The sequence below is a fragment of the Nonomuraea deserti genome, from assembly GCF_004348685.1.
Classification (GTDB): Bacteria; Actinomycetota; Actinomycetes; order Streptosporangiales; family Streptosporangiaceae; genus Nonomuraea; species Nonomuraea deserti.
Map to the genome: position 1 here is coordinate 1 of NZ_SMKO01000256.1, position 12,371 is coordinate 12,371.

Sequence of the window (12,371 nt, forward strand, 5' to 3'; positions counted from 1 at the left end):
CTCGATCTGCTTCGCCAGCCACTGCGCGGGCGTCACACTGTTGTCTGCGGCCATCGCCTGGATCTCCTTCGAATCTTGATCTTTGCTACTCGAAGGATCACGCGATGGCCGTCTTCATTTCACGACGCCACGCCTGTGACCAGGCCAAACTCGTACACCACTCCTGTGGACGCAACCAGGAGGAGTTGGGAATCGATGATGACTGAGGCCACATGAGAGCTCCTTTTGTGGAGGAACTCTCATGTGGGACCGGCCTGGCAGTGATGACGCGGGTAGGGCTCATTCAGTATCGAATTGCCACCCTGGTGGTGTTCGCAGGGTACCTTTCCGCCGTGAGGAGGTAGCTTCCCCCCTTGGGGAGGTTGTGGCAGACCCATGATCGCGGTGGGTCGACTGCGCGGTAGCGCGCTCCACAGACTATGCGGCCACCGTGGGTCACCTGCCATCCTTGAGTCCCTGTGTTGGAGCCCAACTGCTCGACGTCAATCGACATCGTTCCACCAGGGAACCAGGCGGTTGAGACTCGGCAGAGCCACGAGCCGCCGACCGGGCTTCCAGCCGGACAGATATTGGATATTTCGGCTGCTTCAGCCGGTGCGGACAGGGAAGGCAGCCCGGTGACGGCTGCCATGGACAGGGCTAGAGCGGCGAGACCTACCCGGCTACTGCGCACGATCAGGGACATTGGTTCTCCTCGTGATGACGATTCAGCTTGGGAAGGCACGTTCTTCTCTCCATGGCTCCATCAGTTCGAGCCGACCCGCACACCGTTTCACCGGGCGACTGAGCAGAACAGGCCAGCGGGCGGACACTTGGCGGCGGCGATCGCTCCGCCTCTGCCTACGGGCGCCCCTGCTCCCACCACGGGGCGATGACGCCCGGGACACGGCGAGCAGGGACAACCCGGCAGCGGGGTTGCTATTCGAATTTTCCGATGGCGGGCCGGTCGCCTTTGCTGCCGTCGCCGAACACGATGCGCGTGATTGACAGGTCGGCCATGCGGATGTGGAAGGTGCTCGTCGAAGGGCGATAGACGGCCAGATTCGTGTATCGGCCGGCTTGGAAGTAGCCGGGCGCCGGGAGGTCTCCGGGGTTGCCGAACTGGATCTTGTCCACCTTTCCGCTGGCCCAGCGGATGTAGTACGCGCCTTCGGATCGCCGGTAGATGGCCAGGTTGTCGTACGAGCTGTTCTCGTAGTGGCCGATCGCGGGTACGTCGCCCTCGCGAGCGTTGGGGAACGGCACTGGCAGGGTCGACCCGTCCGCGCTGCGGATGTAGAACGTCCCGTTCGACGGGCGGAAGACAGCCAGGTTGTCGTAGTTGCTGTTCTCGAAGCGGCCCGGAGCCGGCAGATCGCCCTTGGTTCCGTCGCCGAATGGGATCCGCCACGGATCACCGTTGGCCTTGCGGATGTGGAAGGCGCTGTCCGACTGCCGGTAGACGGCCAGGTTGTCGAAGTTGCTGTCCTCGTAGTGGCCGACCGCCGGCAGGTCGTCCCGCTGACCGAACCGCACCTGCCTCGGCGCGCCCGAGCCATCCAGGTGGCGAATGTAGAACATGGCCTCTGACGACCGATAGACCGCCAGGTTAGAGATCGTTCCGCAATTGTTGCTTGTGTGCCGATATGTCTGGCCGTCGTAGCGCATGGCCGCACCGTCGACCACGATGGGGACCCGAACACCGTCGGCGATCTGCTCGTAGTGCAGATGCGGCCCGGAGGAATTCCCCGTGGAGCCGACTTTCCCCAACTCCTGCCCCCTGGCGACGGCCTGCCCGGCGGCCACCGAGAACGTGTTGAGATGCGCGACCCGGGTCCGCCAGCCGCCTCCATGGTCGACCACGACCTCATTGCCGTAACCGCCGTTCGAGCGCGCCGACACGACGGTCCCGGCGGCGGAGGCAAGCGCCGGAGTGCCCAGATCCGCCGAGCCGGCCACGTTGAAGTCAATGGCGTTCGACACCTCGCTCGAATGGTGGAAGTAGTCACGGATCTGTTTGCAGGGCCAGGGCGCGCGGAAATCCGGCCGCGGCCCGGCGGACGTTTTCGAGGCCGCCTCAGCGGCACCTGACGCGATGCCGATGGTCAACGCGCTGCACACCACGACGACCAAGCCGGCCGTTCGCCGAACAGGTCCCATGTCCGCGCCCTCCTGGAAAGTCAATGCCAGTCGAGGGGCATGGTGCCAATGGCCGGCTTCTGATTGGCTTCGTTCTCCGTAGCCGATCAGAAAAGTTGTACGCCCAAGTGATCCGCTGCCCCGAAAAATCTGAAGTCGCTGCTGGCACAGGCATTCGCGGCTCGTTCTGTCATGTGGCCTCAGCCGACAGAGCGGACCCAACGATTGAAGTTGTCCTGAAGTAGGGCCACGCTATCTTCCCGATCATGGTGGAGGATCGCATCAATAGGGAAATGCTGCTTGCACATCCCGCTTCGCCTAACAGTCGCGATCTGCGACGTTACGTGTTACCTGACGGTCCCGACCTGCGGTACGCCCAAATCCTCATGGAGCAGATCGAGGTTCTGCGCGGGCAGCCCCGCGAAGCCTGGCCCAGCCCGTACGCGCTGGCGGGGCCGCTGAGGAGCCTTGGCGCCCAGCTTGAGTACCCGGACTGGTACGAGTTCGCGCGGCTGGCATATCTCGAGGCGATCGGTGTCTATCGCGGGGACGGCACCGACATCGCCGACGACTTTCTGGACGATTGCCGTCACACGTTGTGGTCTCTGGGTCGCGTCCTCATGGAGCTCAGGCGCTACGAGGAAGCGTTGCCGATCGTGCAGGAGGAGCAGCGGGTGAGCCTGCGCCTGGCGGTCGTTGACGCCTTCGTCCTTGATCTGGCGAACGACGCGCGAACCACGTTCATCGAGATTCTGGTGAGACTCGGGCGGCACGACGAAGCGCTGGACTCGGCCGCCGAGGCGGTCCATGAGATCCGGCAGCAGCCGGCCGGCAAGCCTGGCCGGCCGAAGGACTTCACGCTGGCGTACGCGCTCGGCCGGTTCGCGGACTGCCTCGCCCGGGCCGGCCGTTTCGACGAGGCGGTCGACGCCGCAGCCGAGGCCGAGAGCATCTGGCGCAGGTACAACGACGCCAGTGACGAGTCAGACTGGAGTATCGAGGCCGGGCGTCACATGGCGCTGGGGCGGCTGGGCGAGGCTTTCGCCCAGGTCGGCCGGTACGACGAGGCGTATGCGGCCCTCGTCGAGCGTGTGGAGATGTGCAGGCGGTCGATCGACGCGGATGAGGGCTTCTTCGACCTGCGCGACCTTGCTGACACGCTGAACAACGTCTCCATCGACCTGAAACGGTCAGGTCGGTACCGCGAGGCGCTGGCCGCCGCCGAGGAAGCCGTGAGCCACGATCGTGAACTCGCGGGGCGGGCGCTGGATCGCCAACACCGGTTCGAGCGCTTGTTCCCCGGCGAGGAGGAGTTTCTCAACGCGGGTGACCAGCCGACGGGCAGGGAGCTTTTCGAGGACGGCGGGCTGAGCGAAGTCAATGATCTTTTTGATGACGACGAACTCGAAGAGGAATTCCTCGAGGCCATCGAGTTCGACGATCAGATCCGGGACGATCACCTCACCACTTTCCGCGCGAAGGTCCGCGAGGCCGAGCTGAGCTTGTGCGTCAGCCTTCACCACCTGGGCTCATGCCTGCATGACCTGAATCGGCTCGAGGAGGCGTTGGCGGCGGACTCCGAGGCGGTCGAGATCGCCCGCCGCCACCAGGACTCTGCCTCGCAGCTTGCGGCGGCGTTGAACAGCAGGGCATGTGTCCTAGCGGACCTGGGCCGTCATGAGGAGGCGCTGGAGGCCGCGCTGGGAGCCGTCAACCTGCTCATCACGCTCACGGTCGCCGAGCCTGAGTCGCATGAGCGCACTCTCGCGCTCGCGCTGCATACATTGTGCGTGTCAGCGTCGAGGCTGGCCCCTCACGAGGAGGTGGTCCTGACCGCCTCGCTGCAGTGCCTGGCCGTCCATCGGCGCCTGTACCAACTCGATCCCCACCATCTGGCGGGAGATCTCGCCTGTGTACTGACCGATCACGGCCTCACACGGTCCCGGCGAGGTGAGCACGCCGAGGCGCTGGCGGCCACGGCCGAGGCGGTGGAGACGTACCGGCGGCCGGCCACACGACATCCGGCGCGCTACAACGGCGGACACGCGAACGCGCTGCTGGCCTTCGCCGAGGTCCGCTCGGCGGTCAGCGACGCGCGAGCCGAAGGACGCGCAGCCGCGGAGGAGGCGGTCGCGCTCTTCCAGCCGCTCGCCGCGGCCGTACCCGAGGCTTACGGGCACCGCTTGAGGCACGCGCGCTCAGTCCGGCGCCGCCTGGGCTAGCCTGCGGCGTTCACGGTGCACTTGTGTGGACGTGACAGGGCAGCGGCCCCGAACGCCCCGGCGTGTGACCGCGACCTGTGATCCCAGGGGACGAGCTCCGGCAGTATCGGCACGTTCCGGCCTTCCGATCAACACGGCAAGTGAATCTGTGGATTCTCGATCGCCGCTTGGAGGCGACTCCAGGTCCGGACCGGACACGTCCCGGACATCTGCGCCCGCGCATTGGATGCGTCGGGGAAGCACCGTAGCAATGGCAATGCGATTGTCACTCACCGGCGAATGTGAAACGAAGCCGGTGGCCAGAGCCGTGGGTAACGGGCTCAGCTGTAACCCGCGGCACGCGACGGGGTCGTTCCGCGGCACACCCCGCGCATCCACGAACACGAAATGCCCGGCGAGTGCCCGGTCAAGTGCCTGTCCCGCACCTTCCCAGCGCTCTACAGTGAACTCGTTTCGGAACACCATGGGCCGTCCTGCGCAGTCGCCGGCCCTCCTCCAGCACCAAGGGCAGTCTCCGACCCTGCTTTTTCCCAAAGGAAAAACAATGCGTTCTGAAATGAGCCCGCACCCCACGAGGCCGGCCACCGTCGCGCCGAGCGACCAGGTCTTATCCAGGCCACCGGCCGAACCCTCCCGGAGGCGTTTCCTGGCAGGTGCCGCGGGAGTCGCCGCCGGTGTCGCCGCGGCCCCCCTGTGGCCGTCCGACCGGGCGCACGCCGCTGCGGGCTGGCAGGCACAGACCTTCCCGAACAGCTCAAGCAGTCCGTCCGTCAATGAGGCGGTCGTCGGCATCCAGGCGTCGGGGCCGGCGGATGCGTGGGCCGTCGGCCTGGTGGGGGCCGCACCCGTCCTGGGCCGATGGGACGGATCGAAGTGGACCAAGGTCGCCGCACCGGCCGTCGGCGGCAGCATCAGCGGCTCCGGGACCGGCGACGTCTGGGTCGGCGACGGAAGCAAGACCATGCACTGGAACGGCTCGGCATGGACAGAGGTGGCGGTACCGGCCGCTCCGCAGGATTGGTTCTACAACGGCAACGGCCACGTCGACACCGGCTCCCCCGGCACGGCGTGGCTCCTCAGCGGGCTCTCGTACGTCTACGGCCCGACCTCCGACCATCGCGAGCAGGTGTTCCGCTGGGGCGGGTCAGGATGGGTCCGCACACCACATCCGGGGACGGACGGGTATGACAGACTCCGCGGGTTGTCGGCCGTCGGGACGACCGCGTGGGTGGTCGGCGGAACGGTCTCCTCCTACGTGATGTCCTGGAACGGCACGGGCTGGACCCGGCATGATCTGCCGACGGGCGGCGCGGGGTTGAAGGTGTGGTCGTACGCCGTGGCCGCGGTCGCGCAGGATCAGGTGTGGGTCGCGGGAGACCTGGTGAAGGACGACATGTCGTCGGTCGAGAGCTACCTCGCACGCTGGGACTCGAAGACCTGGAGGCGGGTGCCCGTACCGACGGGCGGACGCGTCGCCCGCCTGTACGACCTTGGCGGCTCGGTGCTGCTTCACACGCAGAGCCATCACGGAGCCGGCCGGGACGCGCTCTTCCGCGGATCAGGCGGAGCGTGGCAGGAGCTCCCGCCGCTGTCGGGCGGCGACGGCCAGGTGTTCGCCGGCGTGCCCGGCGGAGGCGTCTGGGCAGGCGGCAGCCACAACTATGTGACGCCGACCACCGCTCTTCACACCGGTTGAGGCGGGCCATTCGAGGGCGGCCGCCAGAATCCCTCTGCAGCCGAAAGCGAGGAGGCGAAATCAGGCCTTGGCGTGCCTCGAAGCGTTCGGGGGTGGACACCGTAACAGATGGAGAGAAAGAGTGGATGAGAAAAATATCACCATCCAGGTGTCCAGCGACGTCGGCAGGCTGCATGAAGTGATCGTGGGCCCTGTCAAGGCGTTCACGTTCGAAGACATCGTCAGCGAGTTCGTCCCGACTCCCGAACCTCATGTCGGCGAAGTGGCGGCAGAGATCTTCGCCCGCTACCCCGTTCATGCGCCAGATCCCGTCACGGCCGTCATCCAGCACGAGCAGCTGGTCGCCCTGCTGGCAGCCCACGGCGTCACCCTACATTGGGCTCATCCCGCCGATGCCCAGGTCCAGCTCTACACCCGTGACATGGGCTTCGTGATCGACGACGTCTACTTCCCCGCCCGTCCGGCCTCCCCCATCCGGCGCAGGGAACAGGCGGGCCTGGCCTGGCTCCTGCCGCGCCTGTCCAAAGTGCGGGAACTGCGGGGCGGCTGTATCGAGGGAAGCGATGTCCTGGTGACGGACGACGACGTCCTGGTCGGGCTCAGCGGCACCACGAACGAAGACGGCCTGGCCGCACTACGCGCTGCCATGGCGGCCGAAGGCATCGACCGACGAGTCGTGCCCTTGACCTTCGCTCATCCCGAAGCCGTTCATCTCAACGTCCACTTCACCATGGCCGGCGCCGACGTCGGGCTCTTCGATCCGCCCGCGTTCGCCCGGGAGAGCCGCTCCTATCTGGAGTCGAGATTCGATCTCGTCGACGTCACCCCGGACGAGGTGCGGCGCTTCGCCGTCAACGCTCTCGCGCTCGCACCGAACCGGCTGATCGTGGAGGCGGCCGATGAACGCATCGCCGCCGAAGTCCACAGCAGGGGCATCACCCCCATCCCCATCGACTACTCCGCGATCAGCTGCTTCTCTGGCGGCATTCACCGCTCCGTGCTGCCCCTCGTCCGAGGCTGAGCCCAGGCGAGCAGGGTCGCCGGAGCCGACGGCCCACAGCCCGGCTCAACCCCTGACCAGGGTTGACCGGGCGGTGGCGAACCGAGGGCGACGATGCCGGGACCAGGACGCGATCGGAGATGATCGCGTTCCGCTGCCGCCTGGGAGGCGTGGGCGACCAGCGGCTCCCTGCCGCTGCGATCGGCAGGTCGAGCCCTGAGTTTCGCGCCGATGGCATTCACTCCTCCGCGCCGCCCGTTCTTTCAGCGGGCAGTCGTGCCGAGTGCGCGGATGTCGTTGTCGCTCAGCACGCCCGCGAAAACGCGTACTTCATCGATCGCACCGGCGAAGAAGCCGGCCGCGCCGGAGCTCAGCTTCCCTCGGCCGACCGCGAACGCACCGAGCGCGTTGTCCAGCGTCACCCCATCGGCGGTGGCCACGACGCTGCCGTCGACGTACAACCGGAGCGTACGGGCGCCGGCGTCGTACACCCCCGTCAGGTGGGTCCATCTGTTCAGCGTGGCCGACGGTCCCCGGGCCGCACTGCCGGCCGCCAGGTTCGTCGGGCTCACCTTGCCGAACTGCCAGCCGCCTGCGCAGTGTTTCAGGGCGTAACCACTCATCGTGGCGCCGTCTTGACTGAGCACGATCCGGCACCCACCGTTGACGTCGCTGATCGGCTTGGCCCATGCGGTCACGGTGAAGCTGTCGGTGCTGACGATGCCGCGTGCCGGCGTCTCGACGAACGCCGAGGTGCCGTTGAGCCGCACTGCGGCGCCGGACACACCGGCGGTGTCCCACGAGGCACCGCCCTTCAAGGTGGCGCTCGTCTCTCGCCCTCCCGAGGAGCGCGCCACCGTGCCTGAGCCCTCGTCGAACTTCCAGTGGTCGTACAACACCGGCGGCGAGGTTCGGTGCAGTTCCCGCACCTCGGAGTCGGACAGCGGCCGATCGTAGGCGCGGACGTCGTCCACGCCGCCGGGGAAGTGGTTGCTCATCTGTCCGCCGCTCTTCGCCGCGCCGATCATGAACGGCCCGCCGGCATTCCAGATGGTGCCGGTGGCCTGGCCGGCCAGAGCCCCGTTGACGTACAACTTCAGCCGGCGCGCTGCGGAGTCGTACACCCCGGCCAGGTGAGTCCACTCACCGGTGGCCGCCTGCGTCGCGGCGTCGGCCGCGACATAGGTGGACGAGCCGGCGGTGTCGGCGGACGGAGCGACGAGCCTCCATGCGTCCGACTGACGGCTGTACTGCAGGTAGAACGCGGACTGCTGCTGTCCCGCCTGCGCGAGCGCGGTGAACCAGTCGCCCCGGCGGTTCAGGAAGACCCACGACGAGACGGTGAAGGACTGGTCGGTGCGCAGCACGCTGCCGGCCGTGGCCGCGTAGCCCGACGTGCCGTTCAGCATGATCGCCCCGCCGCTTCGCCCGCCGATCCACGTCGCGCTGCTCTGGACGGTCGCGGAGCGCCCGTTGCCGGAGGAGTCGGCGGCCGTGGTGCCGGTGCCGTCATCGAGCTTCCAGTGGCCGGTCGGCGACGGCAACGGGGCGGACCCGTGTGACTGACCGCCCACGAAGTAGCCGGTGAGGCCGGCAGAGATGTGCACTCCGGCGAGGATCGGGTTCGGGGTGTCGTCGCCTTGGGCGTTGTGTGCGCTCAGGATGCCGCTGGCGCCCAGCGCCACGACCGCGGTGTTGGTCACCCTGCGGACCACGGACAAGGGCGCGGCATCATCGTCACCTGCGTCTGCTTGCTCGTACGTGGTGCTGCTGACGTCGGTGTGGCCTGCCCAGCCGCATTCCGCGCACCACACCGCCGCGCTCGTGGCCGCCGCCAGGCGGCGTCGCGTTTGTGCCACCTCGAGCATGACGGCGGTGGCATTCGACGGCACCCGGGGCCGCAGTTTGACCTGGAAGGCGCGTTTGTCGGCGGTGCCGAACTCGAGCGGTGCGGTGTTGTCGCCCAGCTTGCTGTCAAACAGCGGCTGGGCGTAGCGCAGCGGCACGTAGCGAGCCCCGCCGCCGCCGGTGGCGTACCAGCCGATCAGGTCGACTACCGCGTGCGCCTGCCCGGATCCGTTGCGGATCCGGATCGTCCCGTCGTCAGCGAGCGGGACCAGGGTGAGGGTCTGCAGGGTCTCACCGGGCATGGCCGACAAGGTGACCTTGCCGCGGGCGGTCTTCGCGTACAACTCCAGGTTGGCTGTCCCGGTCACGTCGGTCGCCTTGACGTCGACCAGCACCGCGGTGGCGGTGCCCGGGACGCCGGCCACGCCGCGTACCTGCAGGGTCTGCTCCTCGTCCGGGTCGAGCCTGGGCGCGGCGGTCCCCCAGGTCCGGGTGTCCAGCAGCCGGTACGGCGAGGTCTTGGGGAAATACGTGAAAGCGCTGCTCTGGCTGCTGTACCAGCCGTAGACGTCGATCACCACGTGGGTCGTCGCCGACGAGTTCTTGACCTTGATGGTCTTGTCCTGCGGATGCAGGGTGACGGTGACGAGCGCCGTGGTCAGCCTGCGCGCGTCGGCTGCCAGGGACGGGATGCCCACCGGGGTATCGGAGAAGAACTCCAGCTCGGTGTCGGCGGTCGGGTCGACCGCGGTGACATCGATCATGACCGCGGTGGCGTCGGCGGGCAGGTCGGGGACGCCCAGCGCGACTGTCTCTCCGCGGGCCAGCGGCGCCGGATGACGGCTTGCCGGGTCGCGCGTGTCGAGCAACCGCCGGTAGGTGGGCAGCGGGGTGAAGGCGCTGCCGGACGGCGGGGCCAGGTCACGGATCTGACCGACGTTGAGCACGCCGGACCCGAAGGTGTTGCTCCGCCCGGGGCGGGTGGAGCTGTCCAGCAGCAGCGCTTCCAGCTCGGCCGGGTCAAGGCCGGGCCGGACGCCCTTGTAGAGCGCGGCGGCACCGGTGACGTGCGCGGCCGCGATCGAGGTGCCCTGCCGGCTCCCCGGGTTGGCCGGTCCGCCGGTGTACGTGCTGACGCCGGTGAACCCGATCACGTCAGGCTTGATCCGCCCGTCGATCGTCGGCCCGCGGCCGGAGTGGGGCTCCACGTCGCCGTTCGCCGCGGCGCCGGCCGGCGTGATGGCACCGACCGCGATGGCGTACGGGGAGCTCGCCGGCTCGGCGATGCTGCCTCCGGGGCTCCTGATGGCGACCCCCTGGGCCCGGCCGTGAATGGTCAGGTCGAGGCGCGTGTTCGGAGGGGTACCCTTCTTGACCTTGACGTAGATCCAGTAGGCCGTTCCGGCCTCGGTGTTCTCGATGGTCACCGTCTCGACGGGATGGAGTCCGCCGGGGGTCTCCTGCTGCGGGCGGTTCGCGACGGCCACCGGAAGGCGGCCGAAATTGTCCGAAGGCACGCCCAGCTGGTCCATGACATAGACGTCGTAGTCGGTGTTGGTGCGCGGCCAGGCGTCCCAGCGCAGCTCGATGGTGATCGGCGCCCCGGTCTCACGCACGGTGAATCCCTGGTTCTCGCCCCCTCCGGGGAAGTTCAGCCAGCCGTTGCCGTTCGTGTCTCCCATGGTCCCGTGCACGTGCTGCTCGGCTTCGTTGCCGGCCGCCGCCACGACCACGACCCCCTGGCCGCGCAGCCAGGCCACCATCGTGGCCGGGTCGGAGCCGTTCTCCGTGACGACGCCGCTGCCCCGCCCGGTGCCGGGGAAGCCGATCGACACGTTGACGACCTGCGCACCCTGGCCTTTCAACCAGCGGGCGGCGTCGTCGAAGCTCATCGAGTCGGTGACGCACGCCAGATAGAGCTTCGCCTCGGGCGCCATGTCGTGCACGACCTCGGCCACGGCGGTGCCGTGTGTGCTCTGCCCCTCGGGGGCGCACCGGCCGTTGTCCACCGTAACGTCGGCCGGCAGCTCCCCCGCCTGCTGGGCGGCCGCGAGCCCGCCGAATCCAACGTCGAGGATCCCCACCTTGACCCCGGCGCCGAGCCGGGCGGGGCTGGCGCCGTGCCAGGCCCGCGCGCCCGAGGGCGCCACACCTTCCGAGGTCGTGTCCAGCGGCACCGGCCGCTCCGGGCGGCGCACCTCCACCAAACCGGGCCGGGACGCCAGCTCCTTCAGTTTGCCGGGTGGCACCGCGGCACGAACCTGGTCACCGCTCGTGTCGGACACCACGCCGCCGACCGCCTCGACCGCCATCCGCGCCGCCTCGGTCTCGGTGCCGGTTGCGTACACCAGGACCCTGCCCTGACCGTCGGTTTCAAGCGGCAGCACCTTTCCCCCGGCTCCCGGCTCGGGCGTGTCCACCCCGGCCGTCAGGCGTACCGCCGCGTCCATGCGTTCCGTCGCGGACGGCCCCGGTCCGGCCCATACCGCCGAAGCGGGAACGACCAGTGCTCCCAGGGCTAATATCGCCGCCATCATGACGGCCACACCTCGGCTGCTCACTATTACCTCCAGAGAATGTTCACACTGCTACGAGGAGCACCCGCAAGGTGTGTCCCATCGTTTGAACCTCCGGCCGGTCATGACTGCCGGAATGTAGGGGATGAGCTGCTCAGCAGGTCTTTCCCGCACACATCTGCGGGAATTGGACGCGGTTCCTGTTCGAGCTGTCCCAGCTCTTGATCGTGTCGGCTTCTATGGCTGCCATACCTAGGTTCAGGGTCAGGTCTGCCAGGCCCAGTGAGCCCTCCGCCACCCTCGTCATCAGACCGCCCGCGCGGGGTAACCATCTGGTTCCCCAAGGAAACGTCCGAGCCAGCGAGAACAGATTGCTCCCCAGTTGGCTGAGCACCTTCCCGCTGCCGAAGAACACCACGCTCACGGCCAGCATGAAGCATGCATCGACGGTGCCGCCGAACATGCACCCGATGAAACCGTCGACCGACGAGAGCGCGAAGGCGGCTCCCGCGATCCCGCACGCGAGGGAATGCGGGCCGGGGAAGAGACAGATGATGCCGGAGATCGCCCCGACGCCGGAGAGGATGGGGCCGCGGTACTTCCACAACCAGGCACCGACGTCACCCGCCACGTCGATCGATCTGCCGGTGCCTTCGACGGTGTCATCCCAGAGATCCTCGAAGAAGTTCCGGTCATTGTTCAGCGGGGGCTTGGGGCAACTACTGAAACTCGCCCCGCCGCAGAAGCCGCCGGAGCCGCCGCCCGGCTCGTGATCGATCGGCTGAACGTCGAACTGGCTCGGCTCCACGGGGTCTTCGGATATTTCCGTCGCGTTGTCGGCGAGCCAGTCCGACCGGTCGATCAAGTCGCTGTGGCCAGGGTTCCAGCTAGGCAGCGTTGACGGCGGGGGTGGAACCGTGGAGCCCGCGGGAGGCCGGGGCGGGGGGTTGTTCAGGTACTGCTCCCAGAGG

Annotated in this window: 6 protein-coding genes; 3 read left to right on the top strand and 3 right to left on the bottom strand. The window is 67.9% G+C overall.

The features are described from left to right. Window positions 1-918: 918 nt before the first annotated feature. Window positions 919-2,088, bottom strand: coding sequence for a M23 family metallopeptidase (locus E1292_RS46015; RefSeq protein ID WP_165975098.1), 1,170 nt, complete (start codon window positions 2,086-2,088; stop codon window positions 919-921). 296 nt (window positions 2,089-2,384) lie between these two features. Here E1292_RS46015 and E1292_RS46020 point away from each other — a divergent pair, with 296 nt between their 5' ends. From E1292_RS46020 to E1292_RS46030, 3 genes are all read left to right on the top strand, one after another. After that, on the top strand, window positions 2,385-4,340 hold the full coding sequence (locus E1292_RS46020; protein WP_132606112.1) for a tetratricopeptide repeat protein: 1,956 nt from the start codon (window positions 2,385-2,387) through the stop codon (window positions 4,338-4,340). Window positions 4,341-4,884: 544 nt separating this feature from the next. Beyond that, entirely contained in the window at window positions 4,885-6,036 is a 1,152-nt protein-coding gene (locus tag E1292_RS46025) for a hypothetical protein (protein WP_132606113.1), read from the top strand. A 67-nt stretch (window positions 6,037-6,103) separates the two neighbouring features. After that, window positions 6,104-7,057, top strand: coding sequence for a dimethylarginine dimethylaminohydrolase family protein (locus E1292_RS46030; RefSeq protein WP_165975099.1), 954 nt, complete (start codon window positions 6,104-6,106; stop codon window positions 7,055-7,057). A 242-nt stretch (window positions 7,058-7,299) separates the two neighbouring features. Here the strand turns inward: E1292_RS46030 and E1292_RS46035 are convergent, their stop codons facing one another. Further along, window positions 7,300-11,445 (bottom strand): LamG-like jellyroll fold domain-containing protein, encoded by a 4,146-nt coding sequence (locus tag E1292_RS46035; RefSeq protein WP_132606115.1) that lies wholly within the window; start codon window positions 11,443-11,445, stop codon window positions 7,300-7,302. A 109-nt stretch (window positions 11,446-11,554) separates the two neighbouring features. Continuing rightward, window positions 11,555-12,371: hypothetical protein (locus E1292_RS46040; protein ID WP_220447392.1), on the bottom strand; the 817-nt coding region annotated here is incomplete at its 5' end.